Genomic DNA, 24644 nt, shown 5'->3' on the forward strand with positions numbered 1-24644 from the left:
GCACACAACGGGGCTCGGGGGACACATGGTCGAGAAGCAGCCGGCGCCCAGGCGGCCGGCACGGCGTGCCGTGCTCACCGGTGCCGCCGTCGTCGCGGCCGGCGCCACCGTCCCGTTGACCCTGCGGGCCATCGACGACGACGGCACCGGCTCCCCCACCCCCGCCCGCACCGCCCCCGCGGCACCGGTCGCGAGCCGCCCTCCGGCGGCCCCGGCGGCCCCGGCGGCCCCGGCCTCGCCGACCTCGACGGTCTCCCCCCTCCCCCGCACCGACCCGCGCCCGAACATCCTCCTGGTCCTCACCGACGACCAGCCGAAGGAGACGGACTGGGCGATCCGCCGTACCGCCGACTGGCTGGGCGGGCAGGGCGTGACCTTCACGCGGGCGCATGCCAACACCCCGCTCTGCGCGCCCTCGCGGGCCTCGATCATGTCCGGGCGGTACGCGCACCACCACGGTGTCCTCGACACCCGCCACCCGTACCACCTCGACCAGCACACCACCGTGCAGCGCCAGTTGCACGAGGCCGGCTACCGCACCGGCCTGTTCGGCAAGTACCTCAACTACTGGCACACCGGCGACAACCCGCCGCACTTCGACGAGTGGCTGCTGCAGGAGCCCGTGGCCTACTACGACGGCCACTACAACGACAACGGCACCGTCCGGAACATCCCCGGCTACAACACCACCGTCATCCGGGACCGCGCCCTCGCCTTCATCGACAGGTCCCGGACCGACACCCGGCCCTGGTTCGCGTACGTCGCCACCCGCAGCGCGCACGAACTCAACATCCCGGAGCGGAAGTACGCGCACGCGCGCGTGCCGGAGTGGCCGGGCCGGCCCTCCGTGTACGAGGGCGACAAGAGCGACAAGCCGCCGTTCCTGCGCACCGCGCAGCACACCTACGACCAGGGAAAGGCGCTGCGCAGGCGCCAGTTGCGCACCCTGCTGTCGGTGGACGACGCGATGCGGGACTTCCAGGACAAGCTGCGCGCGCTGGGCCAGCTGGAGAACACGCTCGTGCTGTACACCAGCGACCACGGGCTGTGCTGGGCGGACCACGGCTGGCTGCGCAAGTCGGTGCCGTACCGGCCGAGCCTGGAGGTGCCGTTCTGGCTGTCCTGGCCGGCGCACGGCCTGGGCAGGGGCACCGTCGACGACCGGCTCACCGGGCATGTCGACATCGCCCCGACCTTCCTGGACGCGGCCGGCATCACCCCGGACACCTCTCACGACGGCCACTCGCTCCTCGACGCCCGCAACGACCGCGACCTCCTCCTCGCCGAATGGTGGTGGAACCGGCAGGACAAGGAGCCGATCCACACCTGGGCCACCCATGTCGGCAGGTCCACGCAGTACACGGAGTACTACCGCACCCGCCTCGACGGGCAGGGCCGGCCCACGCAGGGCGACGGCGCGGTCCTCTTCCGCGAGTTCTACGACCTGGCCGCCGACCCGTACCAGCTCACCAACCGCCTGCACGGCGCCACGGCCGAACAGGAAGCGGCCCTCGGCATCCCGGAGTCGGCGAAGGGCCTGGCGGCGGCGCGGCGCGCCTGAGGGCTCAGCCGACGACGGCGACGGGGACGGGGGCGGGGGCGGCGCCGGGGACGGCCGGGTCCTGGGCCCGCTCCTGCCGCCAGCGTCGTACCACCGGCCACAGCGTTGTCCCGATGGCCAGCGCGATCACGTGGCCCCAGTCGGTCATCGGGTCCTGGAAGGCGATGAGGTCGGTGACGAGGCTGTAGCCGACCAGGGCGAGCAGCGGCCAGCGCAGCCAGGGGGCGAGGAGGCCGGAGAGCGCACCGATGCTGGCGGCCACGCCGAAGCTGATGCCGTAGTCGAGGCGGTGCAGGGAGGTGTCGGGGAGGTGGCCGGCCAGGACCGCGAGGCCGACCGGGACCTCGGTCGCGAGCGTCGCGAGGACATGGCCCGTCAGGAAGACGAGGATCGCGCGGGCACCCCCTATCCGCCGCTCCAGCGCGGTCAGGACGAGCACGAAGGCCAGGGCGAACGGCGACAGCAGCCCGCCCGCGATCCACAGCGCGCTGGCCAGCAGGACGAAGACAGGAGTGCGCAGCAGGTGCGCGACATCGGTGCTGGAGTCCTGGTAGAGCGCGTGCAGCAGGCCGGGACTCGCGTAGCTCGCGAAGAGCGAGGTGAGGGCCAGGAGCGCCGTGTAGGTGAAGGTGACCGGGGTGCCGGTGGGAGTGGGGAGCAGCCGCCAGGGCAGCAGACGCCGGGCGGTCGGGCGCCAGGCGTACGACGGGAGGGCGGGGCGGGGGGTTGCCTGGGCGGTGGCCGCGACCGGGCCTCGCTGACGGGGCACGCCGTCGAGGAGGGCGGCGACGTCCCCGGCGGGAAGGGGCTCGGGCGTGGGCGTCGATGCGGCCCTCGCGGTCCGTTCCACGGTGAGGCGCTCCTTCCGTTTCACCCCACCCTTCGCCGTGCCAGGAGGCGCTGTCTATGACCGAGGCCACCCGGGGGACGATTCACAGGATTTTCTGAAGAACCAAGAGGGGTCAGGAGGAACCATACGAGCCGCATCCGGTCACCCTTGGGCGCGAAGCGCCGGGCGTCCCCTCGAACGGGTGACACCCGTGCGGCTGCCCGCCACCCGTAATTCGCGTGGCCGCAAAGCCCTGTTGGGGCAGGATGGCCGCCATGACCAGCTCAGCCTCCGCAACCTCCGCGCATGTCGGCCCTCCTGGTTCTCCCGTCGTCCTGGACCGGCGCGAGGGGCCGTACGGCGAGGTGGTGCTGCGCAGACACGGGGAGCTCCTGCAGATCATCGCCAACGGCTGCTTCCTGATGGACACCTCCGACGGCCGCTCGGAGCGGTTGCTCGTGGACGCCGCCCGCCAGGCGCTGGACGGGCGGAGCGAACCGGCAGTGCTGATCGGCGGGCTGGGCGTCGGGTTCTCGCTCGCCCATGCCGCACAGGACCCCCGCTGGGGACGGATCACCGTCGTGGAACGGGAGCCCGCGATCGTCGGCTGGCACCGGGACGGCCCGCTCTCTCCGCTCTCCGCCCGTGCGTTCGACGATCCGCGGACAACGATCGTCCAGAACGATCTGGTTACTTACGTCAATGAGACATCGGACACGTTCGACGCACTGTGCCTGGACATCGACAACGGCCCCGGCTGGACCGTCGACGAGGGCAACCAGGGGCTCTACTCACCGGCCGGACTCGCAGGCTGCGCAAGGGTGTTGAGGCCGGGCGGGGTACTGGCGGTATGGTCGGCGCAGCCCTCTGCGGAATTCGAGGGATCCTTGCGGAATGCCGGGTTCCAACGGGTGCGTACCGAAGAGATCCCGGTTGCCCGGGGCGTTCCGGACGTCGTTCACCTTGCCGTCCGCCCTGGATAGCGAGTGCGCCTCCTGTCACCGTAATGTGCATCCCTGACGCGGATCATTCAAGCGTCAATCGCAGTCATGGGATCACCCCACTGGTTCCGGAAAGCACACAGGGGCGGGCGATGGAGCAGACACACACCTCGCACAACGGCACGGCGACGGCCACTCCGGGCGCCCAGCGCCGGGTTCTGGTCGTCGAGGACGACCCCACGATCGTCGACGCCATCGCGGCCCGCCTGCGCGCCGAGGGGTTCCTCGTGCAAACAGCGGGCGACGGTCCGGCGGCCGTCGACACCGCCGAGGCCTGGCAGCCCGACCTGCTGATCCTCGACATCATGCTGCCGGGCTTCGACGGTCTGGAGGTCTGCCGGCGCGTGCAGGCCGCCCGTCCGGTGCCGGTGCTGATGCTCACCGCGCGGGACGACGAGACCGACATGCTGGTCGGCCTCGGGGTCGGCGCCGACGACTACATGACCAAGCCGTTCTCCATGCGGGAGCTGGCGGCACGCGTGCACGTGCTGCTGCGGCGGGTGGAGCGGGCGGCCATCGCGGCCTCCACGCCCCGCTCCGGCATCCTGCGCCTCGGCGAGCTGGAGATCGACCACGCACAGCGCCGGGTCCGGGTGCGCAGCGAGGACGTCCACCTCACCCCCACCGAGTTCGACCTCCTGGTGTGCCTGGCGAACACCCCGCGCGCGGTGCTCTCCCGTGAGCAGCTGCTCGCCGAGGTGTGGGACTGGGCGGACGCCTCCGGCACCCGCACGGTCGACAGCCACATCAAGGCGCTGCGCCGGAAGATCGGCGCCGAGCGGATCCGCACCGTGCACGGTGTGGGCTACGCCCTGGAGACGCCGACGCCATGAGCGGGGGGCCGGCCGGACCGAGAGGCCCCGGGGAGGAGCCCTGGGGCGCCGTACGCCCGTTCTCGATCAAGACCAAGCTGGGCGCGCTCGTCGTCGTCTCGGTGCTGATCACGACCGGTCTGTCGATCGTCGCGGTGCACACCAAGACGGAGCTGCGCTTCATCACGGTCTTCTCGATGATCGCCACACTGCTGATAACGCAGTTCGTGGCCCATTCGCTCACCGCGCCGCTGGACGACATGAACGCGGTGGCCCGGTCGATATCGCAGGGCGACTACACGCGCCGGGTGCGGGAGAACCGCCGGGACGAGCTGGGCGACCTGGCCGAGACGATCAACGTCATGGCCGACGAGCTGGAGGCCCAGGACCGCCAGCGCAAGGAGCTGGTCGCGAACGTCTCGCACGAGCTGCGCACGCCCATCGCGGGGCTGCGGGCCGTCCTGGAGAACGTCGTCGACGGCATCGCCGAGCCGGACACCGAGACGATGCGCACGGCCCTGAAGCAGACCGAGCGCCTCGGGCGCCTGGTCGAGACCCTTCTCGACCTGTCCCGGCTGGACAACGGGGTCGTACCGCTGCGCCAGCGCCGTTTCGAGGTGTGGCCGTACCTCTCCGGCGTGCTGAAGGAGGCCAACATGGTCGCCGGGGCGCGCGGGAGCATGGCCTCGGGCTCCGGGAACCACACCCGTACCGACGTCCATCTGCACCTCGACGTCTCGCCGCCCGAGCTGACCGCGCACGCCGACCCGGAGCGCATCCACCAGGTCGTGGCGAACCTCATCGACAACGCGGTCAAGCACAGCCCGGCGCACGGCCGGGTGACCGTGAAGGCGCGGCGCGGGCCACAGCCGGAGTCGCTGGAGCTGGAGATCCTGGACGAGGGGCCCGGCATTCCGCGCTCGGAGTGGCACCGCGTCTTCGAGCGCTTCAACCGCGGCTCCGTACGGCGGCCGCACGGTCCGGGCAGCGACGGCGGCACGGGGCTGGGGCTGGCGATCGCCCGGTGGGCGGTGGATCTGCACGGCGGCCGGATCGGCGTGGCCGAATCCGAGCGGGGCTGCAGGATTATCGTCACTCTCCCGGGGCTTTCATCCGTGCCAAGTTGACGTAAAGTTCGATCCGGAGCCTCAAGATCCACCTGTGGTCGGCACGGCCGTCCGCACAGCCGGACACGTGTGATCAGGTGTGGCGCCCGCGCATGTCGGGCCGGGTGCCGGAGCGAGGTGATCACCGGCGCCGCCGAGCCATGCCCGGTTCCGTCCTCTCACAGCGCAACCGCGTTTGTTTCCCGCCATATCAAGCCCCGAAACACAGTTTTCGATGTGACTTACGCGACGATGAACCGGCCCGACCTGACCTTCGCGGTCTTGGAGGCGTAGCCTTTATTCCCGCTGTCCATAACCTTGTGAAGCGGAAGAGGGCGGTTGCCGCCGTGTCGCCACAGTCCCCCAGTAACTCGAGCATCTCGACCGACGCAGACCAAGCGGGCAAGAACCCCGCAGCCGCGTTCGGACCGAACGAGTGGCTCGTCGACGAGATCTATCAGCAGTACCTCCAGGACCCGAATTCGGTAGACCGAGCCTGGTGGGACTTCTTCGCCGACTACAAGCCCGGGGCGCCCGCCGCCTCGGCTCCGGCGGGTACCGCGGCCGCGGGGGCCGCGGGCACCATCTCCACGACACCCGCGCCGGCCCAGCCGGCGGCTCCGGCGCCCGCAGCGGCCGCTCCCGCCGCCCAGGCGCCCGCAGCGCCCGCCCCGGTCGCGCCTGCCGCTCCCCAGGCCGCAGCGCCCGCTCCGGCGCCCGCGAAGCCCGCCGCTGCCGCTCCGGCTCCGGCCGCCGCGAAGCCGGCACCGGCCGCCGCGAAGGCCGCGCCCGCCGCCGCTGCGCCCGAGGGTCCCGATCTGGTCACCCTGCGTGGTCCCGCCGCCGCCGTCGCGAAGAACATGAGCGCCTCGCTGGACGTGCCGACCGCCACCTCGGTGCGCGCGGTCCCGGTGAAGCTGCTGTTCGACAACCGCATCGTCATCAACAACCACCTCAAGCGCGCCCGGGGCGGGAAGATCTCCTTCACGCACCTGATCGGCTTCGCGATGGTGCAGGCCCTCAAGGCCATGCCGTCGATGAACTACTCGTTCGCGGAGAAGGACGGCAAGCCGACCCTGGTCAAGCCGCCGCACGTGAACTTCGGCCTGGCCATCGACCTGGTGAAGCCCAACGGCGACCGCCAGCTCGTCGTGGCCGGCATCAAGAAGGCCGAGACGCTGAACTTCTTCGAGTTCTGGCAGGCCTACGAGGACATCGTCCGTCGCGCCCGCGACAACAAGCTGACGATGGACGACTTCACCGGTGTCACGGTCTCCCTGACCAACCCCGGCGGCCTCGGCACCGTCCACTCGGTCCCGCGCCTGATGCCCGGCCAGTCGGTCATCATGGGCGTCGGCTCCATGGACTACCCGGCGGAGTTCCAGGGCACCAGCCAGGACACCCTGAACAAGCTCGGCATCTCGAAGGTCATGACGCTCACGTCGACCTACGACCACCGGGTCATCCAGGGCGCCGCCTCCGGCGAGTTCCTGCGCCAGGTCGCCAACCTGCTCCTCGGCGAGAACGGCTTCTACGACGACATCTTCGAGGCCCTGCGCATCCCCTACGAGCCGGTCCGCTGGCTCCGGGACATCGACGCCTCGCACGACGACGACGTCACGAAGGCCGCCCGCGTCTTCGAGCTGATCCACTCCTACCGGGTCCGCGGCCACGTCATGGCCGACACCGACCCGCTGGAGTACAAGCAGCGCAAGCACCCCGACCTGGACATCACCGAGCACGGCCTCACCCTGTGGGACCTGGAGCGCGACTTCGCGGTCGGCGGCTTCGCCGGCAAGTCGATGATGAAGCTGCGCGACATCCTCGGTGTGCTGCGCGACTCGTACTGCCGCACCACCGGCATCGAGTTCATGCACATCCAGGACCCGAAGCAGCGCAAGTGGATCCAGGACCGCGTGGAGCGCCCGCACTCCAAGATGGAGCGCGAGGAGCAGCTGCGGATCCTGCGCCGGCTGAACGCGGCGGAGGCCTTCGAGACCTTCCTGCAGACGAAGTACGTCGGCCAGAAGCGCTTCTCCCTGGAGGGCGGCGAGTCCGTCATCCCGCTCCTGGACGCCGTCCTGGACTCGGCCGCCGAGTCGCGTCTCGACGAGGTCGTCATCGGCATGGCCCACCGCGGCCGCCTGAACGTCCTCGCGAACATCGTCGGCAAGTCGTACGCGCAGATCTTCCGCGAGTTCGAGGGCAACCTCGACCCGAAGTCGATGCACGGCTCCGGTGACGTGAAGTACCACCTGGGCGCCGAGGGCACCTTCACCGGCCTGGACGGCGAGCAGATCAAGGTCTCGCTGGCCGCCAACCCGTCCCACCTGGAGACGGTCGACCCGGTCATCGAGGGCATCGCCCGCGCCAAGCAGGACATCATCAACAAGGGCGGCACGGACTTCACGGTCCTGCCCGTCGCCCTGCACGGCGACGCGGCCTTCGCGGGCCAGGGCGTGGTGGCCGAGACCCTGAACATGTCGCAGCTGCGCGGCTACCGCACCGGCGGCACGGTCCACATCGTCATCAACAACCAGGTCGGCTTCACGGCCGCCCCGGAGTCCTCGCGTTCCTCGATGTACGCGACGGACGTGGCCCGCATGATCGAGGCCCCGATCTTCCACGTGAACGGCGACGACCCGGAGGCCGTGGTCCGCGTGGCCCGCCTGGCCTTCGAGTTCCGCCAGGCGTTCAACAAGGACGTGGTGATCGACCTCATCTGCTACCGCCGCCGCGGTCACAACGAGTCGGACAACCCGGCCTTCACCCAGCCGCTGATGTACGACCTGATCGACAAGAAGCGCTCGGTGCGCAAGCTCTACACCGAGTCCCTGATCGGTCGCGGCGACATCACCCTGGAAGAGGCCGAGCAGGCCCTGCAGGACTACCAGGGCCAGCTGGAGAAGGTCTTCACCGAGGTCCGCGAGGCCACCGCGCAGCCGGCCGCCGCGCCCGCCCACGAGCCGCAGGACGGCTTCCCGGTCGCGGTCCCGACGGCGATCTCCACGGAGGCCGTCAAGCGCATCGCCGAGTCCCAGGTCAACATCCCGGACTACTTCACCGTCCACCCGCGGCTGCTCCCGCAGCTGCAGCGCCGGGCGGCGATGATCGAGGACGGCACGATCGACTGGGGCATGGGCGAGACCCTCGCCATCGGCTCGCTGCTGATGGAGGGCACCCCGGTGCGCCTCTCCGGCCAGGACTCCCAGCGCGGCACCTTCGGCCAGCGGCACGCCGTCCTGATCGACCGGGAGACGGGCGCGGACTACACCCCGCTCCTCTACCTGTCCGAGGACCAGGCCCGCTACAACGTCTACAACTCGCTGCTCTCCGAGTACGCGGTGATGGGCTTCGAGTACGGCTACTCGCTCGCCCGTCCGGACGCGCTGGTGATGTGGGAGGCGCAGTTCGGTGACTTCACCAACGGCGCCCAGTCGATCGTCGACGAGTACATCTCGGCGGCCGAGCAGAAGTGGGGCCAGACGTCCGGCGTCACCCTGCTCCTCCCGCACGGCTACGAGGGCCAGGGCCCGGACCACTCCTCGGCCCGTATCGAGCGCTTCCTGCAGCTCTGCGCCCAGAACAACATGACGGTCGCGATGCCGACGCTCCCGTCGAACTACTTCCACCTCCTGCGGTGGCAGGTGCACAACCCGCACCACAAGCCGCTGGTCGTCTTCACCCCGAAGTCGATGCTGCGTCTGAAGGCGGCGGCGTCCAAGGCGGAGGAGTTCACGAGCGGCCAGTTCCGTCCGGTCATCGGCGACTCCTCGGTCGACCCGAACGCGGTCCGCAAGGTCGTCTTCTGCACCGGCAAGGTCTACTACGACCTGGAGGCCGAGCGGCAGAAGCGCGGCGTCACGGACACCGCGATCATCCGCCTCGAGCGCCTGTACCCGCTGCCGGGTGCGGAGCTCCAGGCCGAGGTCAACAAGTACCCGAACGCCGAGAAGTACCTGTGGACCCAGGAGGAGCCGGCGAACCAGGGTGCCTGGCCGTTCATCGCGCTCAACCTGATCGACCACCTGGACCTGGCGGTCGGCGCGGACGTCCCGGCCGGCGAGCGCCTGCGCCGCATCTCGCGCCCGCACTCGTCGTCCCCGGCGGTGGGTTCGGCGAAGCGCCACCAGGCGGAGCAGGAGCAGCTGGTGCGCGAGGTCTTCGACGCATAGGCCTCACCGGCATGCCGAAGGGCCCGGTTCCCGTCGCGGGAGCCGGGCCCTTCGGCGTCCGCCTAGGCTGGTAGACGTCCACCACCGGGCACCCACACATGCAGGCAGCAGGAGAGCAACCCATGTACTTCACCGACCGGGGCATCGAGGAACTGGAGAAGCGGCGCGGCGAGGAAGAGGTCACCTTCGAGTGGCTCGCGGAACAGCTCCGCACCTTCGTCGACCTGAACCCCGACTTCGAGGTCCCGGTGGAGCGCCTGGCGACGTGGCTGGCCCGCCTGGACGACGAGGACGAGGAGTAGGCGCCCCGTAGGGGCGCTGGGGGTACCCCAGCCTTCGGCTGGGGGAGGAACTGCGCGACCAGCCCCCACCGGCCCGCAGCCGAAGTGCAGGCCGGCCGTCGCTCAGTCCCGCGGAAACACCGTCTCGTACGACAGCTCCAGCGCCCCGTGCACCGTCAGCAGCGCTCCCACGGCGGCCCACCCCACGCTGCGCCGCCGCATCCCCCACGCGGCGGCCGGCAGCCCCACCGCCACCTCGGCCAGAGCCAGCCGATGGGCCCTCGGCAGCCCTCCCTCCGCCCCGCTGCCCGCGACGCCTTCGACATGCCGTACGCAGGCCCCCGCGCCGACCACCTCGCAGAGGCGTTGGCCCGGTTCGCCGGGCGCGAGGTCCTCGGGCAGTGCCACCCCCGCGCGCGTGAGGACAGCGGTCAGCCCTCGCAGCCGCGCGCCCGCGTCGGCCGCCGGATCCGGCGTGGTCAGCCGGTCGAGGTACTGCATGTCCAGCACCGGGTCCAGCCCCAGACGCGCCGCGAACGTGTGCATCGCCTCGGTCTCCCCGGCCGGCGTGCCGTCGGCGAGCCACACGTAGCCGACCGGGCGGCGGAATCCGGCGGCGAGGGTGAAGCCGGCGCGGTCGGCGTCCCACCACAGCGCGAGCACAGGCCACGCGGAACCCACGGCGAGTGCGGTGGCCCAGCCGGTCAGGACGCGGTCGACGGGCTCGCCCGCGCGCAGCCACGGCGTGCCCTCGGGGACGAGCAGGCTCCACTCGCCGGCCTCGGTCAGCAGCATCCGTTGCCGCAGCAGAGCAGCGAGCGGGGTGACGGCGTCGAGAGCGGCCCGGCAGAGCAGCAGGGCGCCGGAGGAGGGGGCGGAGGCAGGCCGGGAGACGGCCTTCGATTCGTCCGTCGGCATGAACACACGCTAAGCAATTCACCCGGTTATCGCCCGATATAGGGCTTCACCGACCCCCGTGAGGTCAAGTTCGAGCCCGACCCGTCACGCGAAAGAGTGTCTTGACTTCCCTCAGCCACGATATATCGTGTTTCACGGGAGACGCGATATGGCGCGAGCCGGGCCATCGCGTTCGCATCCAGCCGCCGTGTCCGGCCCGAGGAGGTCCGCACCATGTCCAAGTCCGAGTGGTCCGTCGCCGAGCCCAGGAAGCTCGACTTCGACGCCCCCGTGAGCGACCTGCACGTCCGCATCGTCAACGGAACAGTCAACGTCGTGGGCACCGACGAGGGTTCCACCCGCCTGGAGGTCTCCGAGATCGAGGGCCCACCCCTGATCGTCACGCAGGAGGGCGGCACCCTCACGGTGGCCTACGAGGACCTTCCCTGGAAGGGCTTCCTCAAGTGGCTCGACCGCAAGGGCTGGCGGCGCAGCGCGGTGGTCTCCCTCGCCGTCCCGGCGGACACCCGGGTGGAGGTGGGCGTGGTCGGCGCGGCGGCCGTGGTCTCCGGCATCACCGCCACCTCGGTGGTCAAGGGCGTCACCGGCGACACCACCCTGGTCGGCCTCTCCGGCGAGGTCCGCGCGGACACGGTGTCCGGGAACCTGGAGGCCCAGGCCGTCACCGGCAACCTGCGGTTCAACTCCGTCTCCGGCGACCTGACCGTCGTCGAGGGCTCGGGCTCCGCCGTGCGCGCCGACTCGGTCAGCGGCTCCATGATCATCGACCTGGACCCGGAGGGCCCGACCGATGTCCGGCTCACCAGCGTCTCCGGCGAGATCGCCATCCGGCTGCCGCACCCGGCCGACGCCGAGGTCGAGGCCAACACCGCGAGCGGCACGATCTCCAACGCCTTCGACGGGCTGCGGGTGCACGGCCAGTGGGGCGCCCACAAGATCACCGGCCGCCTCGGCGCGGGCACCGGCAAGCTCCGCGCCACCACGGTCTCCGGCTCCATCGCCCTGCTGCGCCGCCCGCCCAAGGAGGACGAGAACGTCGAGGACGTCATCGCGGACGGCGCCACCGGCGACACCGCAGACGACACCACCGGCGGCACGACCGGCGGCACGACCGAAAAGAAGGTGCTCTGACATGCCCCCCGTCTTCGCCCACGGCCGCCTCCGCCTGTACCTCCTCAAGCTGCTGGACGAGGCCCCGCGCCACGGCTACGAGGTGATCCGGCTGCTGGAAGAGCGCTTCCAGGGCCTGTACGCCCCGTCGGCGGGCACCGTCTACCCCCGCCTCGCCAAGCTGGAGGCCGAGGGCCTGGTCACCCATACCACCGAGGGCGGCCGCAAGGTCTACGCCATCACGGACGCCGGCCGGGCCGAACTGGCGGACCGCAGCGGCGAGCTGGCCGACCTGGAGCTGGAGATCCGCGAGTCGGTGGCGGAACTGGCCGCCGAGATAAGGGCAGACGTGCGCGGCGCGGCCGGCGATCTGCGCCGCGAGGTGCGTGCGGCCGCCTCCGAGGCCCGGCACGGCGGCGGGACGGGCACCGGGGAGTTCGGCGACCTCGGTGACAAGGAGTCGTGGCGGGCCGCCAAGGAGGAGATGCGCCGGGTCAAGCAGGAGTGGAAGGAGCAGGCCCGCCGCGCCAAGGACGAGAGCCGCAGGGCCCGTGACGAGGCCCAGCGGGCCCGCCGGCAGGCTCAGGAGGCCCAGACCCGGGCGCGGGCCCAGGCGCAGGAGGAGATGCAGCGCATCGCCCGCCGGGTGCAGGAGCACGTCCAGGACCACTTCGCGCGCGGCGACTGGCCGACGGGAGTCCGCGAGGGCCTCACCGAACTCGCCAAGGAGTTCGGTGAGTTCGGAAAGGACTACGGCAAGGACTTCGGCAAGGACTTCGGCTTCACCGGCCGCACCGAGCCGACCCCGGACACCGGTGCTGGTACCAGCACCGGCACCGGCACCGACACGGGCACTGGCACCGGCACGGGCCCGGACCTGCGCAAGCAGCCCCCCGCACCCGCCCCGGAGTACTCGCAGACCCCGGAGGACTTCCCGGCGCAGTACGCCCCCGTGTGGGCGCACGGCGACGAGACCGACACCGGCGACCCGGCCCGCGACCTCGACCGGCTCCTGGACCGTTTCCGCGACGACATCCGTGACGCGGCCCGCGACCACGGGGTCACCACGGACCAGCTCCGCGAGGCCCGCCGCCACCTGTCGACGGCGGCGGCCCACATAGGAGCGCTGCTGCGCACCCCGAAGCCCTGAAGCCCTGAAGCCCTGAAGCCCGGCCCCCGGCCGTCCCCACCGTCAGGAGTTGGTCAGCACGATCTTCCCGAACTGGTCGCCGGACTCCAGGCGTTCGAAGCCCTCGCGGGCACGGTCGAGCGGGAGCAGCTCGTCGATGACGGGTCGTACTCCGGTGGCGGCGCAGAAGGCGAGCAGGTCCTCCAGTTCGTCCTTGGTCCCCATGGTCGAGCCCACGACCTTCAGCTCGAGGAAGAAGATCCGGGTCAGCTCGGCGTGCGAGGGACGGTCACCGCTGGTGGCGCCGGAGATGACGATGGTGCCGCCGGGCCGCAGCGACTTCACCGAGTGGGACCAGGTGGCGGCACCGACGGTCTCGATGACGGCGTCCACGCGCTGGGGCAGCCGGGCCCCCGGCTCCACCGCTTCGACGGCACCCAGCTCCAGGGCCCGCTTGCGCTTGGCCTCGTCGCGGCTGGTGGCGAAGACCCGCAGCCCTGCGGCCTTGCCGAGCACGATCGCGGCCGTGGCGACACCGCCGCCCGCGCCCTGCACGAGGACCGAGTCGCCGGGGCGTACGCCCGCGTTGGTGAAGAGCATCCGGTAGGCCGTCAGCCAGGCGGTCGGCAGACACGCGGCCTCGGCGAACGACAGCTCCTTGGGCTTGGGCAGGATGTTCCAGGTGGGCACGGCGACCTGCTCGGCGAAGGTGCCCTGGTAGCGCTCGGTGAGGATGGACCGGGGCTCGTTCGGCCCGACCCCGTGGCCGCTTTGCCCGATCACGGAGTGCAGGACGACCTCGTTGCCGTCCTCGTCGACACCGGCGGCGTCACAGCCGAGGATCATCGGCAGCCGGTCCTCGGGCAGACCGACGCCGCGCAGGGACCAGAGATCGTGATGGTTGAGGGAGGCGGCCCGAACGCTGACGGTACTCCAGCCGGACCGGGCCTCGGGGGCGGGACGCTCCCCCAACTCAAGGCCGGAGAGCGGCTGGTCGCGGTCGATTCGGGCGGCGTAGACGGCGAACATAGGGCCGACGATAGGTTCCCGACGCCGGGCGCGAAACCGGGGACCGTTGTGACACATCCCCTCTTGCGCACGGCACTCCGTGAGGGGGCACGCACAGCGCCCCTTCAGGGGCGCGGGGCTGTGCCGATGTGCGGCTCCACCGCGTGGGCGCGCCAAGCCCCCACCCACCGGCACCCGACCACGGCCCGCACCACCCCAACGGCCACCTCTTGAGGCACCCGAACGGGTGGGCGGGTGGGCAAAGAAGCAAAGAAATGGCCCCGCACCAGAAGCGCGGGGCCATTCGGGTCACCGTCGGGCGACCCCTTCGGCCCGCGCAGCCGCGGCCACCGCCGCAGTCACCGCAGGCGCAACCCGCTCATCGAAGGGAGACGGGATGACATAGTCGGCGGCAAGATCGTCGCCGACGACCGACGCCAGCGCCTCCGCCGCCGCGATCTTCATCCCCTCGGTGATCCGGGAGGCCCGCACCTGGAGCGCGCCCGCGAAGATCCCGGGGAACGCCAGCACGTTGTTGATCTGGTTCGGGAAGTCCGACCGCCCGGTCGCCACGACCGCCGCGTACTTGTGGGCGACGTCGGGGTGCACCTCCGGGTTCGGGTTGGCCATCGCGAAGACGAAGGCTCCCTCGGCCATCGAGGCGACGGCCTCCTCCGGGACCGTGCCGCCGGAGACGCCGATGAAGACGTCGGCGCCGGCCAGCGCGTCCTCCAGGGTGCCCTTGAGCCCGGCCTTGTTGGTGAACCCGGCGACCTCGCGCTTGACCGCGGTGAGGTCGTCGCGGTCGGCCGAGATGATGCCCTTGCGGTCGGCGAGGGCGACGTCCCCGATGCCGGCCTCGACCAGCATCTTGGCGATGGCGACCCCGGCCGCGCCGGCGCCCGAGATCACCGCCCGCAGCTGCCCGATCTCCCGTCGGCTGAGCCGCGCCGCGTTCCGCAGCGCCGCCAGCGTCACGACGGCCGTACCGTGCTGGTCGTCGTGGAAGACCGGGATGTCGAGCCGCTCCTGGAGCTTGCGCTCGATCTCGAAGCACCGCGGTGCCGAGATGTCCTCCAGGTTGACGCCGCCGAAGGAGGGGGCGAGCCGGACGACGGTCTCCACGATCTCGTCGACGCCGGTGCAGGCCAGGGCGATGGGAACCGCGTCCACGCCGCCGAACTGCTTGAAGAGGATCGCCTTGCCCTCCATCACAGGGAGGGAGGCCTCGGGACCGATGTCCCCGAGGCCGAGCACGGCCGTACCGTCGGTGACGACGGCCACGACGGACGACTTCCACGTGTAGTCGTTGACCAGGTCGGGCTGTTCCGCGATCGCGGTGCACACGCGTGCGACTCCGGGCGTGTACGCGAGGGAAAGGTCGTCCTTGTCGCGGATCGGCACGGTGGCCTGCACGGCCATCTTGCCGCCGCGGTGCAGTGCGAACGCCGGGTCGAAGGAATCGAGGGGCTCGGCCCCGCCGTCCTGGTCCGTATTGCCCGACGCGCTGTCGCTGCGAGGATTGACGATCTCCGCTGCCACTTGTCTTACCCCTTAGGTATGCATGGTTTGAGGGTCGGCCACTCCCGGTGAGGGAGTGGGCGGGCACCGCGCAGGGCCCGATCACTGATACGTACGAGTGGCACGTACGAGCACCTGCGCGACGGGCGCGCCGCACACGCGCCCTGAGCCCCGGATGAGGGGTGTAAAGAACCTTCTTACCGGACGGACAGCGCTCCCGACGAGTCGAATAGGCGCAAGGTCACATCACGGATGTCGTAGACAGCCGACAGATGAGCGGCTGGGTGACCGGCGGACGATCATCGGGACGGCCCGGGATGAACCGGCGGTGAACCGTAGATCTTCCGGCCGGAAGGTCGGATTCCCGCAGATGTGCGGGGTGGCGGGCCGAGGAAGGACCGGCCTGACGCGTCACGGGGGTCACCCGTTATCCGATTTTGACATGGCGGCAGGTCTGGTTGGAGCAATCCCAATGGCAGGATGCCGTAAACCCACGAGGTCGCGACACCCGAAGGTGTGTGTTTCCGTCGACCCAACGGCATATCGACATATCAGACACATCGGTATATCGGCTTGTCCTACCCACCGCCGGAGGAACCCACCATGACCGCAAGCTCCACCCGTCGTACCAGCACCTCGCGCTCCAGGATTGCCGCGGTCGGTGCGATCGCGGTCGCCGGCACCCTGATCCTCACCGGCTGCGGTGACCAGACCGACAAGGGCGGCGACGGCGGCTCCTCCTCGACGTCCTCGGCCCCGCTGGCGAGCAAGCTGCCGGCGGACATCCGCAAGGCCGGCGTGATCAAGGTGGGCTCCGACATCGCCTACCCGCCGGTCGAGTACATGGAGAACGGCAAGGCCGTCGGCGTCGACCCGGACATCGCGGACGCGCTGGGCAAGCAGCTGGGTGTCAAGTTCGAGTTCCAGAACGGCAAGTTCGACCAGCTCATCGTGGGTCTGCAGGCCAACCGCTTCAACGCGATCATGTCGGCGATGAACGACACGAAGTCCCGCCAGGACGGCGTCGACTCCGACACCGGCCAGAAGGTCGGCAACGGCGTCGACTTCGTCGACTACTTCACCGCCGGCACCTCGATCCTGGTCCAGAAGGGCAACCCGAAGGGCGTCCAGTCCCTGGACGACCTGTGCGGCCAGGTCGTGGCCCTGCAGAAGGGCACCACGTCCGAGGGCATCGCCAAGGCGCAGAGCACGAAGTGTACGAAGGACGGCAAGAAGGCCATCACGCTGCAGACCTTCGACACCGACCCCGAGGCGCTGCTCCGTCTGAAGCAGGGCGCCTCCGTCGCCGACCTGAACGACTTCCCGGTGGCCGCCTACAACGCCAAGACGTCCGGCAGCGGCAAGGACTTCGAGGTCGTCGGCGAGCAGATCGAGGCCGGCCCGTACGGCATCGCGGTCAGCAAGGAGAACACCCAGCTGCGCGACGCGATCCAGGCCGCCGTGGCCGCCATCATCAAGAACGGCGACTACCAGAAGATCCTGGAGAAGTGGAACGTCACGCAGGGCGCGGTGACCGAGTCGAAGATCAACGGCGGCTCCTGACCACCCCGGTCGCGACTGAAGGGCCGTCACTGTGACTGACACGGTCGACAAGACTCCGGCGCCGTCCGTGCCGCCGGAGCAGATCAAGGCGATCCCGGTGCGCCACTACGGGCGCTGGGTGGCCGCCGCGGTGGTCATCGCCGTCCTGGTGCTGATCGGCATCGCGTTCTCCAACGCGGACATCAACTACGGGATCATCCCGGACTACGTCACCGACGGGACGATCCTGTCGGGTGCCTGGCACACGCTGTACATCTCGGTACTGGCCATGGTGCTGGGCCTGGTCCTGGGTGTGATCCTCGCGATCATGCGGATGTCGTCGAACCCGGTCACCAGCACGGTGTCCTGGTTCTACATCTGGTTCTTCCGGGGCACCCCGGTCCTGGTCCAGCTGCTGCTCTGGTACAACATCGCGCTCGTGTTCCCCATCCTCAACCTGGGGTTCTACAAGGACGAGATGAACCAGGTGATGACGCCGTTCCTGGCGGCGCTCCTGGGCCTGGGCCTGAACGAGGCCGCGTACATGTCGGAGATCGTCCGGGCCGGCATCCAGTCGGTCGACGAGGGCCAGACGGAGGCCTCGCACGCGCTGGGCATGACCCAGGCCCAGACGCTGCGCCGGGTGATCCTGCCGCAGGCGATGCGGGTCATCGTGCCCCCGACGGGCAACGAGTACATCAACATGCTGAAGACGTCGTCGCTGGCGTCCGTGGTCCAGTTCCCCGAGCTGATCAAGCGGGCCACGGACATCTCCAGCACCTCGCTCGCGGTGGTCGAGATGTATTTCGTGGCGTGCATCTGGTACCTGTTCCTCACCACGATCTTCAGCATCGTCCAGTACTACATCGAGCGCCATTACGCCCGCGGTTCGTCGCGCAGCCTGCCGCCGACGCCGCTGCAGCGACTGCGGAAGAACCTGTCCCGGTGGGGCTCGTTCCGTCGCCCGGAGGTGGCCCGATGAGCGGTCTCGCGAAGGACATCACCCCGCCGAGCAGCGGGGCGCCGATGGTCAAGGCCGAGGGCGTGCACAAGTCGTTCGGTCTTGCGCACATCCTCAAGGGCATCGACCTGGAGGTGCTGCCGCGCGAGGTGTTCTGCCTGATCGGCCCGTCCGGTTCCGGCAAGTCCACCTTCCTGCGGTGCATCAACCACCTCGAGAAGATCAGCGCCGGCCGGCTCTACGTCGACGGCCACCTGGTCGGCTACCGCCAGCACGGCGACAAGCTCTACGAGCTGAAGGAGAAGGAGGTCGCGGCGCAGCGGCGGGACATCGGCATGGTGTTCCAGCGCTTCAACCTCTTCCCGCACATGACGGCCCTGGAGAACGTCATGGAGGCGCCGGTCCAGGTCAAGCGCGAGACCAGGGCGGTGGCCCGGGAGCGGGCGCAGCGCCTGCTCGACCGGGTCGGCCTCGGCGACCGTACCGGGCACTACCCGGCGCAGCTCTCCGGCGGCCAGCAGCAGCGCGTCGCGATCGCCCGCGCGCTCGCCATGCAGCCGAAGCTGATGCTCTTCGACGAGCCGACCTCCGCGCTCGACCCGGAGCTGGTCGGCGAGGTCCTGGACGTGATGCGGGACCTGGCCGAGGACGGCATGACGATGATCGTCGTCACCCACGAGATGGGCTTCGCCCGCGAGGTGGGCGACAGCCTGGTCTTCATGGACGACGGCGTGGTGGTCGAGTCCGGCCACCCGCGCGACGTCCTGACCAACCCCCAGCACGACCGGACGAAGTCGTTCCTGTCGAAGGTGCTGTAGCCGTACGACGCGGAAGGGGCGGTACGAGACTGCTCGTACCGCCCCTTCGGTCCGTCTGCCCGAGAGCTGCTCGGGGCTACTCGGGGCTACTTGAGGGCGAGCAGCAGCGTGTCCGAAGGCGAGCACCACACCGCCCGGGCCTCCTCGAACCCCTTCTCGCGCAGCACGCGCGCGTGCCAGGCCGCCGAGGGCATGTCGCCGTCCGCGTGCTCCCCGTAGATCCCGAAGCGGCGGGCCGTCGGCCCGGCGAGCGCCGGGTCCTGCGCCGCCAGCTGCCACCACTCGGCCCAGTCCAGCGCCCCCGCCGCCTTGGCCTGATCCATACGCAGATGCCGCTGCGCCCGTTCCGCCGCATTGATCCGGGGCGTGCTGTCGTCGATCATGTGGTCCGCGTTCATGAAGAGACCACCGTCGCGGACGAGTCCCGCGACCTGACCGTAGAGGGCCGCGAGGGGTTCGCTGTGCAGCCAGTGCAGGGCCGTGGCGGTGAGGACCGCGTCGTACGAGTCGTACGGCAGCCTCGCGGTCCACTCCGGGTCCTTGAGGTCGGCGGTGACGAGCGTGACCCGGTCGTCGCCCGCGAAGGTGCCCTCGGCGATGGCGAGGAGGGCCGGGTCGAGGTCGACCCCGGTGCTCAGCGCGTCCGGGAAGCGGGCGAGCAGCCGGGCGGTGATGCTGCCGGTGCCGCACGCGAGGTCGAGGACCCGCGGTGCCGTACCGACGAGCGCCTCCACCATGTCGAGCATGATCCGGAACCGCTCCTCACGGTCCGGCATGTACCACTCCTGCTGCCGGTCCCAGCTCTCCTGCCAGGCACCCCAGTCGGTCCCGGCCCCGGCCCCGGCGCCGGTCGTGCTCGTAGTCGTGGTCGTGGTCGTCGGCGCGTCCGTCATGGCAACCCTCCACCGCACAAGGCTCGTAATACCCTGGAAGCACGACCGGCTATTACCCGACCGCACGACCGACCATAGAGTGCCCGCGTAAGGACTACAAGTGGAATTGGCCTATTACTCGGATTACGCCGTCCGGCTCGTCAACAGCGAGGAACCGGCCCGGGGCAAGGACTCCCTGACCTCGGTCGAGGCCGTCCGCGATCTCTTCGGCGGCAACCAGCAGGCAGCCCGGCGTGCCACCGACGCCGACCTCACCCGCTTCCGCTCGGTCCGGGCCCGGCTGCGCGCGGTCTTCGAGGCGGCCGACAAGGGCGAGGAGACCCTCGCCGTGGACCTGCTGAACTCACTCCTGCTGGAGTTCCCGGTCAGCCCGCAGATCTCCGGGCACGACTTCCGGGACGAGGACGGCCGCCCGCTGTGGCACATGCACCTGGCCGACCACCCCTCCAACGCCACCGCCGGCTACACGGCGATCGCGGCGATGGGCCTGGCCTTCCACCTCACCGAGTACGGCGTCGACCGCCTCGGCCTGTGCGAGGCGGCACCGTGCCGCAACGCCTACCTCGACACCTCGACCAACCGGTCCCGGCGCTACTGCTCGGACCGCTGCGCGACCCGCGCCAACGTGGCCGCCTACCGGGCCCGCAAGCGCCTGGAGGCGGAGCGGCCCGAACGGTCCGACGACAGCACCGGCCTGGCGGCCGAGAGCGCCCAGCGCACCAGCGCGAGCGGCGAACGCTGATCCGCCCGGCGCGGCCGCCAGCGGAACAGGGCCCGGCCGAGGATGAGTTCCTCCGGCACGGTCCCGTAGTCCGTGCTGTCCCCGCCCGCGTACGCGTTGTCCCCGAGCACCCACCAGCCGCCCTCGCGCGGCTCCACGGCCCGTTTGACGACCAGCAGGTCCTGCTGGAAGGGGTGGCGCAGGACGACGACGTCACCGGCCCGTACCCGGGCCCCGTACCGCACCAGGAGCTGATCCCCCTGGTACAGCGTGGGCACCATGGACGGGCCGGTCACCTCGGCCAGTCCATAGGGCGCGGCGCCCCTCCCCCGCTCGGTCTCCTGCGACAGCTCCGGCATCCCCGGCACCTCCCCGGTCCGTTCCTCCACCAGTCTCAGTCTGACCCTGGACTTTTGTCCTAAGCCCATGGGGGCACTCGCGAAATCGCGCTTCCCAGGGAGTAATGTCCCACCTGAGAAGACGATCACGAGGAAGGAATGCTCCATGCTTTCCCGCCTGTTTGCCCCCAAGGTCAAGGTCAGCGCGCACTGCGACCTGCCCTGCGGTGTGTACGACCCGGCCCAGGCCCGCATCGAGGCGGAGTCGGTGAAGGCCGTGCAGGAGAAGATGGCCGCCAACGACGACCCGCACTTCCAGGCGCGCGCCACCGTCATCAAGGAGCAGCGTGCCGAGCTCGCCAAGCACCACGTCTCGGTGCTCTGGAGCGACTACTTCAAGCCCCCGCACTTCGAGAAGTACCCCCAGCTGCACGTGCTGGTGAACGACACCCTGAAGGCCCTGTCCGCCGCCAAGGCGTCCACGGACCCGAAGACCGGCGAGAAGGCCCTGGAGCTCATCGCCGAGATCGACAAGATCTTCTGGGAGACCAAGAAGGCCTGACCCGCATCCGCACCGGTTGCCAAGGTCTTTTTCCGACCGCACCCGGCCCGACGGACCGCCGTTCACGGTGTTCCGGAGGGTTCGGGTGCGGTCTTTTTTCCGGCAGGGCGACTGTGACGGCCTATGAGGCGGCGGCCAGTTGCTTGAGCGGGGCGCCGGTCAGGCGGCAGATCCGCCACTCGTCGAGGAACTCCGCCCCGAGCGACCGGTAGAAGCCGACCGCCGGTTCGTTCCAGTCCAGCACCCACCACTCGAAGCGCTCGAAGCCGCTGTCCAGGCAGAGCGCGGCGAGGGCGGCGAGCAGGGCCCTGCCGTGGCCGCCGCCGCGGGCGTGCGGGCGTACGTAGAGGTCCTCCAGGTGCATGCCCCGGGTTCCGGTCCAGGTCGAGAAGCTCGGGAACCACAGGGCGTAGCCCGCGAGTTCGCCCGTGGTGTCGTCCTCGGCGACCAGCGCGTAGGCCGCCGGGTGGGGGCCGAACAGCGCCTCGCGGAGCTGTGCCTCGGTGGCCCGGGCCTGCTCCACGGCCCGTTCGTACGCGGCGAGTTCGCGGATCATGGCGCGGATCCCGGTGACGTCGTTCTCGGTGGCGGCGCGGATCATGCAAGGGATCATGGGTCACCGGGCCGGTTCCTGTCCATCCGCCCGCACCCGCCCCGCCGCCGGCACGGCGACCGCGGCGAGGCGGCCGGCGTGGCGCCGGAAGGAGATCGTCTTGGTGACGGCCTGGAGCAGGTTGGCCACGGCCAGGGCGGTCCACAGCCCGGGCAGTCCGGCCGCGTCGGCGACCGGTACGGACACCGCGGCCAGGATCCCGAACCACACCGCCGTCGACACCAGGCTCGGCCCGGCGCGCTTGAGCCCGACGAGCCCGAAGCCCGCGACCGCCTGGAGGGCGTCGGTGACCACCACGGCCAGGACCAGCGGCAGCAGCCGGGCCACCTGGTCCGCCACGGCCGGGGTCCCGGTGAACAACCGCACCACCGGGTCCCGGAAGACCAGGAGTACGGCCCCGAGCACGCCGACCGCGCACAGCGCCACCCGCATTCCGGCCCACACGCTGCCGCGGACGCGGACGGCGTCCCCTGTCGCGGCGTACCCGGCGATCAGCGGGACCGTGGCCTGGCCGACCGCCACCGCCGCGGTGAAGACCACGTTCACCAGCGCCTCCGAGACACCGTGCACGGCGGCGCTGTCCGTGCCGATCCGCGCGGCGGCGAGGGTCAGCACCCCGAGCACCGAGAACTTCACCAGCACGGTCACGCCGAGCGGGATCCCCACCCGGGCCAGCCGCAGGACCATCCGCGGATCCGGCCGGCCGGGACGGATGCGCCGGTCGGCCAGGACGGTACGGCGGCGCAGCGCGTGCTGGTTGAGAACGGCGCCGACCAGGGCGGCGGCGAGCACGGCCAGGCCGGCGCCGGTCAGGCCACGGCTCGGCAGCGGTCCCGGGCCTCCGACGAGCAGCACCGACAGCGTCACGGAGACCGCGGTGCCCACCAGCCCGGACCGCATCACCTGGCCGGACCGACCGAGGGCGACCAGCACGGAGGTCGCCGACGAGCCGACCGCGATCAGCAGCACCGCGCCGGCCAGCAGCCACGGGAACACCCCGAGCGCGTCGAGGACCTCGGGCCGGACCCCGAACGCGCCGCCGAGCAGCGGCACGGCCGCCACCGCCGCCGCACAGACCCCGCCCACCGCGAACGCCAGCCACATGCCCCCACGGACCAGCGGCAGCAGTTCCTCGGGGTCGTCCCGGTGCGGCGCGACGAACGGCATCACCCCGCGCAGCGCACCCGCCACCGCGGCCGTGGCCGGGCTGAAGACGGCCACCGTGACGGCGAACGCGGCCAGGGAGACGGTGGCGTGGCGGCCCAGGAGCGCCGTGTCGACGAGCGCGGCCGCCGCCGCGGCGAGGGTGGACACGTACAGCGGCAGCGCCGCCCGGGCGATGGTCGTGGACGCGCGGCGAGCGCTCACGCCCGCGTCGCCCGCCCTGTCGTACGGTTCTCACCGATCTCGCCTCGGCCGTTCACGAGCGCAATCTGGATCACGGGCTCCATCATTGGTGAGCCCGTCGGCCGTGTCGGGCCGATTTTGCGCCAAGTCGGCGGGCGGACCCGGCGTTGCCGGGGCACGTACGCGGAAGGGCCGGTCGGACGACCGACCGGCCCTTCGTCAGGTGGCACTAATGTCCGCCGTGGTCGTCCTCGCCCGCCTCCAGCAGGCCGGCCGCCGCACCCACGATCCGCGGGTCCGGGCTGCCGACGACCTCCTCGTCCTTGTCGGCGTAGTCGAAGCGGGCCAGCACGCTGCGCATGGCCTCGACCCGGGCCCGCTTCTTGTCGTTGCTCTTCACCACGGTCCAGGGCGCGTACTCGGTGTCCGTCTCGCGGAACATCGCGACCTTCGCGGCCGTGTAGGTGTCCCAGAGATCCAGCGAGGCCAGATCCATCGGGCTGAGCTTCCACTGCCGTACCGGGTCGACCTGGCGGATGGTGAAGCGGGTCCGCTGCTCGCCCTGCGAGACCGAGAACCAGAACTTCACCAGGTCCACCCCGTCGTCCACCAGCATCCGCTCGAACAGCGGGGCCTGCCGCATGAAGCGCCGGTACTGGTCGTCCGAGCAGAAGCCCATGACCCGCTCGACGCCGGCCCGGTTGTACCAGGAGCGGTCGAACATGACGATCTCGCCGGCGGTCGGCAGGTGCTCGACGTACCGCTGGAAGTACCACTGGCCGCTCTCGCGCTCCGTGGGCTTCTCCAGCGCCACCACCCGCGCGCCACGGGGGTTCAGGTGCTCCGTGAAGCGCTTGATGGTGCCGCCCTTGCCCGCGGCGTCCCGGCCCTCGAAGACGATGACGATCCGGCGTCCCGTCTCCTTGATCCAGGTCTGCAGCTTCAGCAGCTCGATCTGCTGGAGCCGCTTGTGCCACTCGTACTCCTTGCGCTCCATGCGCTGCGGGTACGGGTAGTTCTCCCGCCAGGTGTCGATCGGGGATCCGTCCGGGCGGATGAGTACGGGGTCGTCCGGGTCGCTGTAGTCGACCTTCAGGTCGGCCAGGTCGGACAGCAGGTCCGGCGTCGTCATCCAGTCCTCCTCAGCGGCTTGTGGGTCGGTGGGTCAGTGGAACTGCGGCACGATCAGGTAGATGCCGTACGCCACCACCGCCACGCAGGCGAGGAAGCACAGCCCTGCCTGGGCGGCGCCGACCGCGCTGGTGCCGCCCTGCTCCTTGGCGCCCTCATGACGGGCGAGCCCGAGGACGCCGAGGGCGAAGACAACCACCACTGCGAATGTAACTCCGATGCTCACCGCGGTGACCTCGCCGAGTGCGGTCCAGTCGATGTTCATGG

General features: G+C 70.6%; 23 protein-coding genes. 13 read left to right on the top strand and 10 right to left on the bottom strand.

Translation table 11 applies throughout. The features are described from left to right. Nucleotides 1-25: 25 nt before the first annotated feature. Entirely contained in the window at nucleotides 26-1561 is a 1536-nt protein-coding gene (locus ACFWPQ_RS11850) for a sulfatase (RefSeq protein ID WP_384032406.1), read from the top strand. Nucleotides 1562-1565: 4 nt separating this feature from the next. Here ACFWPQ_RS11850 and ACFWPQ_RS11855 read toward each other — a convergent pair whose 3' ends face one another. Further along, nucleotides 1566-2411 (bottom strand): rhomboid-like protein, encoded by an 846-nt coding sequence (locus tag ACFWPQ_RS11855; RefSeq protein ID WP_384032408.1) that lies wholly within the window; start codon nucleotides 2409-2411, stop codon nucleotides 1566-1568. Nucleotides 2412-2656: 245 nt separating this feature from the next. On the opposite strand from ACFWPQ_RS11855, the gene ACFWPQ_RS11860 reads away from it, so the two are divergent. The 5 genes from ACFWPQ_RS11860 (at nucleotide 2657) to ACFWPQ_RS11880 (ending at nucleotide 9786) form a co-directional block, all read left to right on the top strand. Then, complete coding sequence (locus tag ACFWPQ_RS11860; RefSeq protein WP_384032410.1) at nucleotides 2657-3373, top strand: spermidine synthase; 717 nt, start codon at nucleotides 2657-2659, stop codon at nucleotides 3371-3373. 110 nt (nucleotides 3374-3483) lie between these two features. Continuing rightward, nucleotides 3484-4224 (top strand): response regulator transcription factor, encoded by a 741-nt coding sequence (locus tag ACFWPQ_RS11865; RefSeq protein ID WP_089098810.1) that lies wholly within the window; start codon nucleotides 3484-3486, stop codon nucleotides 4222-4224. Then, complete coding sequence (locus tag ACFWPQ_RS11870; RefSeq protein ID WP_384032412.1) at nucleotides 4221-5330, top strand: ATP-binding protein; 1110 nt, start codon at nucleotides 4221-4223, stop codon at nucleotides 5328-5330. Before ACFWPQ_RS11865 ends, ACFWPQ_RS11870 begins: the two co-directional genes overlap by 4 nt. Before the next feature lie 326 nt (nucleotides 5331-5656). Next, entirely contained in the window at nucleotides 5657-9484 is a 3828-nt protein-coding gene (locus ACFWPQ_RS11875) for a multifunctional oxoglutarate decarboxylase/oxoglutarate dehydrogenase thiamine pyrophosphate-binding subunit/dihydrolipoyllysine-residue succinyltransferase subunit (protein WP_384032414.1), read from the top strand. A 122-nt stretch (nucleotides 9485-9606) separates the two neighbouring features. Next, the gene (locus tag ACFWPQ_RS11880) at nucleotides 9607-9786 is read left to right on the top strand and encodes a DUF6104 family protein (protein ID WP_023586593.1); all 180 of its coding nucleotides are present in this window, start codon (nucleotides 9607-9609) and stop codon (nucleotides 9784-9786) included. 102 nt (nucleotides 9787-9888) lie between these two features. Here ACFWPQ_RS11880 and ACFWPQ_RS11885 read toward each other — a convergent pair whose 3' ends face one another. After that, on the bottom strand, nucleotides 9889-10683 hold the full coding sequence (locus ACFWPQ_RS11885) for a hypothetical protein (protein WP_384032416.1): 795 nt from the start codon (nucleotides 10681-10683) through the stop codon (nucleotides 9889-9891). Nucleotides 10684-10896: 213 nt separating this feature from the next. Between ACFWPQ_RS11885 and ACFWPQ_RS11890 the strand changes: the two genes are divergently transcribed. After that, nucleotides 10897-11814, top strand: a complete 918-nt coding sequence (locus tag ACFWPQ_RS11890; RefSeq protein ID WP_384032418.1) for a DUF4097 domain-containing protein — start codon at nucleotides 10897-10899, stop codon at nucleotides 11812-11814. 1 nt (nucleotide 11815) lies between these two features. After that, complete coding sequence (locus tag ACFWPQ_RS11895; protein WP_384032420.1) at nucleotides 11816-12943, top strand: helix-turn-helix transcriptional regulator; 1128 nt, start codon at nucleotides 11816-11818, stop codon at nucleotides 12941-12943. 42 nt (nucleotides 12944-12985) lie between these two features. On the opposite strand, the gene ACFWPQ_RS11900 is transcribed toward ACFWPQ_RS11895, so the two are convergent. Further along, a complete protein-coding gene (locus ACFWPQ_RS11900; RefSeq protein ID WP_384032422.1) occupies nucleotides 12986-13951 on the bottom strand; it encodes a zinc-binding dehydrogenase in 966 nt (321 codons plus the stop codon). Nucleotides 13952-14239: 288 nt separating this feature from the next. Then, the gene (locus ACFWPQ_RS11905; RefSeq protein ID WP_384032424.1) at nucleotides 14240-15472 is read right to left on the bottom strand and encodes an NADP-dependent malic enzyme; all 1233 of its coding nucleotides are present in this window, start codon (nucleotides 15470-15472) and stop codon (nucleotides 14240-14242) included. Between the two features lie 582 nt (nucleotides 15473-16054). Between ACFWPQ_RS11905 and ACFWPQ_RS11910 the strand changes: the two genes are divergently transcribed. Genes ACFWPQ_RS11910 through ACFWPQ_RS11920 form a run of 3 tightly spaced genes read left to right on the top strand, consistent with a single transcriptional unit; the run spans nucleotide 16055 to nucleotide 18772 of the window. Beyond that, a complete protein-coding gene (locus ACFWPQ_RS11910) occupies nucleotides 16055-17014 on the top strand; it encodes an ABC transporter substrate-binding protein (RefSeq protein ID WP_384032426.1) in 960 nt (319 codons plus the stop codon). A gap of 31 nt (nucleotides 17015-17045) precedes the next feature. Then, on the top strand, nucleotides 17046-17975 hold the full coding sequence (locus ACFWPQ_RS11915; RefSeq protein WP_384032428.1) for an amino acid ABC transporter permease: 930 nt from the start codon (nucleotides 17046-17048) through the stop codon (nucleotides 17973-17975). Then, the gene (locus ACFWPQ_RS11920; protein WP_383714407.1) at nucleotides 17972-18772 is read left to right on the top strand and encodes an amino acid ABC transporter ATP-binding protein; all 801 of its coding nucleotides are present in this window, start codon (nucleotides 17972-17974) and stop codon (nucleotides 18770-18772) included. The genes ACFWPQ_RS11915 and ACFWPQ_RS11920 overlap by 4 nt, the downstream gene beginning before the upstream one ends. A gap of 86 nt (nucleotides 18773-18858) precedes the next feature. On the opposite strand, the gene ACFWPQ_RS11925 is transcribed toward ACFWPQ_RS11920, so the two are convergent. Next, complete coding sequence (locus ACFWPQ_RS11925) at nucleotides 18859-19665, bottom strand: class I SAM-dependent methyltransferase (protein ID WP_384032430.1); 807 nt, start codon at nucleotides 19663-19665, stop codon at nucleotides 18859-18861. 100 nt (nucleotides 19666-19765) lie between these two features. Here ACFWPQ_RS11925 and ACFWPQ_RS11930 point away from each other — a divergent pair, with 100 nt between their 5' ends. Further along, a complete protein-coding gene (locus ACFWPQ_RS11930) occupies nucleotides 19766-20407 on the top strand; it encodes a CGNR zinc finger domain-containing protein (RefSeq protein WP_361290040.1) in 642 nt (213 codons plus the stop codon). On the opposite strand, the gene sodX is transcribed toward ACFWPQ_RS11930, so the two are convergent. Next, on the bottom strand, nucleotides 20299-20745 hold the full coding sequence (gene sodX / locus ACFWPQ_RS11935; protein ID WP_361290451.1) for a nickel-type superoxide dismutase maturation protease: 447 nt from the start codon (nucleotides 20743-20745) through the stop codon (nucleotides 20299-20301). The genes ACFWPQ_RS11930 and sodX overlap by 109 nt on opposite strands. A gap of 145 nt (nucleotides 20746-20890) precedes the next feature. Between sodX and sodN the strand changes: the two genes are divergently transcribed. After that, nucleotides 20891-21286, top strand: coding sequence for a superoxide dismutase, Ni (gene sodN, locus ACFWPQ_RS11940; RefSeq protein WP_055634112.1), 396 nt, complete (start codon nucleotides 20891-20893; stop codon nucleotides 21284-21286). A 121-nt stretch (nucleotides 21287-21407) separates the two neighbouring features. Here sodN and ACFWPQ_RS11945 read toward each other — a convergent pair whose 3' ends face one another. The 4 genes from ACFWPQ_RS11945 to ACFWPQ_RS11960 all read right to left on the bottom strand — a co-directional run bounded on the left by ACFWPQ_RS11945 (nucleotide 21408) and on the right by ACFWPQ_RS11960 (nucleotide 24642). Further along, complete coding sequence (locus ACFWPQ_RS11945) at nucleotides 21408-21887, bottom strand: GNAT family N-acetyltransferase (protein WP_384032433.1); 480 nt, start codon at nucleotides 21885-21887, stop codon at nucleotides 21408-21410. A gap of 15 nt (nucleotides 21888-21902) precedes the next feature. Next, nucleotides 21903-23267: an MATE family efflux transporter gene (locus ACFWPQ_RS11950; protein ID WP_384032435.1), complete on the bottom strand. Its 1365-nt coding sequence runs from the start codon at nucleotides 23265-23267 to the stop codon at nucleotides 21903-21905. 208 nt (nucleotides 23268-23475) lie between these two features. Then, entirely contained in the window at nucleotides 23476-24378 is a 903-nt protein-coding gene (gene ppk2, locus ACFWPQ_RS11955; RefSeq protein WP_384032437.1) for a polyphosphate kinase 2, read from the bottom strand. 33 nt (nucleotides 24379-24411) lie between these two features. Beyond that, complete coding sequence (locus ACFWPQ_RS11960) at nucleotides 24412-24642, bottom strand: hypothetical protein (protein WP_384032439.1); 231 nt, start codon at nucleotides 24640-24642, stop codon at nucleotides 24412-24414. Between the last annotated feature and the right edge of the window lie 2 nt (nucleotides 24643-24644).

The sequence above is a fragment of the Streptomyces sp. NPDC058464 genome, from assembly GCF_042721035.1.
Lineage (GTDB): Bacteria > Actinomycetota > Actinomycetes > Streptomycetales > Streptomycetaceae > Streptomyces.

Excerpts from the sequence above, each read along its gene's own strand:
- ACFWPQ_RS11960 (WP_384032439.1), bottom strand. The coding sequence starts at position 24,642 with ATGAACATCGACTGGACCGCACTCGGCGAGGTCACCGCGGTGAGCATC.
- sodN (WP_055634112.1), top strand. The coding sequence starts at position 20,891 with ATGCTTTCCCGCCTGTTTGCCCCCAAGGTCAAGGTCAGCGCGCACTGC.
- ACFWPQ_RS11850 (WP_384032406.1), top strand. The coding sequence starts at position 26 with ATGGTCGAGAAGCAGCCGGCGCCCAGGCGGCCGGCACGGCGTGCCGTG.
- ACFWPQ_RS11900 (WP_384032422.1), bottom strand. The coding sequence starts at position 13,951 with ATGTTCGCCGTCTACGCCGCCCGAATCGACCGCGACCAGCCGCTCTCC.
- ACFWPQ_RS11870 (WP_384032412.1), top strand. The coding sequence starts at position 4,221 with ATGAGCGGGGGGCCGGCCGGACCGAGAGGCCCCGGGGAGGAGCCCTGG.
- ACFWPQ_RS11880 (WP_023586593.1), top strand. The coding sequence starts at position 9,607 with ATGTACTTCACCGACCGGGGCATCGAGGAACTGGAGAAGCGGCGCGGC.
- ACFWPQ_RS11865 (WP_089098810.1), top strand. The coding sequence starts at position 3,484 with ATGGAGCAGACACACACCTCGCACAACGGCACGGCGACGGCCACTCCG.
- ACFWPQ_RS11890 (WP_384032418.1), top strand. The coding sequence starts at position 10,897 with ATGTCCAAGTCCGAGTGGTCCGTCGCCGAGCCCAGGAAGCTCGACTTC.
- ACFWPQ_RS11910 (WP_384032426.1), top strand. The coding sequence starts at position 16,055 with ATGACCGCAAGCTCCACCCGTCGTACCAGCACCTCGCGCTCCAGGATT.
- ACFWPQ_RS11920 (WP_383714407.1), top strand. The coding sequence starts at position 17,972 with ATGAGCGGTCTCGCGAAGGACATCACCCCGCCGAGCAGCGGGGCGCCG.
- ACFWPQ_RS11925 (WP_384032430.1), bottom strand. The coding sequence starts at position 19,665 with ATGACGGACGCGCCGACGACCACGACCACGACTACGAGCACGACCGGC.
- sodX (WP_361290451.1), bottom strand. The coding sequence starts at position 20,745 with ATGCCGGAGCTGTCGCAGGAGACCGAGCGGGGGAGGGGCGCCGCGCCC.
- ACFWPQ_RS11945 (WP_384032433.1), bottom strand. The coding sequence starts at position 21,887 with ATGATCCGCGCCGCCACCGAGAACGACGTCACCGGGATCCGCGCCATG.
- ACFWPQ_RS11885 (WP_384032416.1), bottom strand. The coding sequence starts at position 10,683 with ATGCCGACGGACGAATCGAAGGCCGTCTCCCGGCCTGCCTCCGCCCCC.
- ACFWPQ_RS11895 (WP_384032420.1), top strand. The coding sequence starts at position 11,816 with ATGCCCCCCGTCTTCGCCCACGGCCGCCTCCGCCTGTACCTCCTCAAG.
- ACFWPQ_RS11860 (WP_384032410.1), top strand. The coding sequence starts at position 2,657 with ATGGCCGCCATGACCAGCTCAGCCTCCGCAACCTCCGCGCATGTCGGC.
- ppk2 (WP_384032437.1), bottom strand. The coding sequence starts at position 24,378 with ATGACGACGCCGGACCTGCTGTCCGACCTGGCCGACCTGAAGGTCGAC.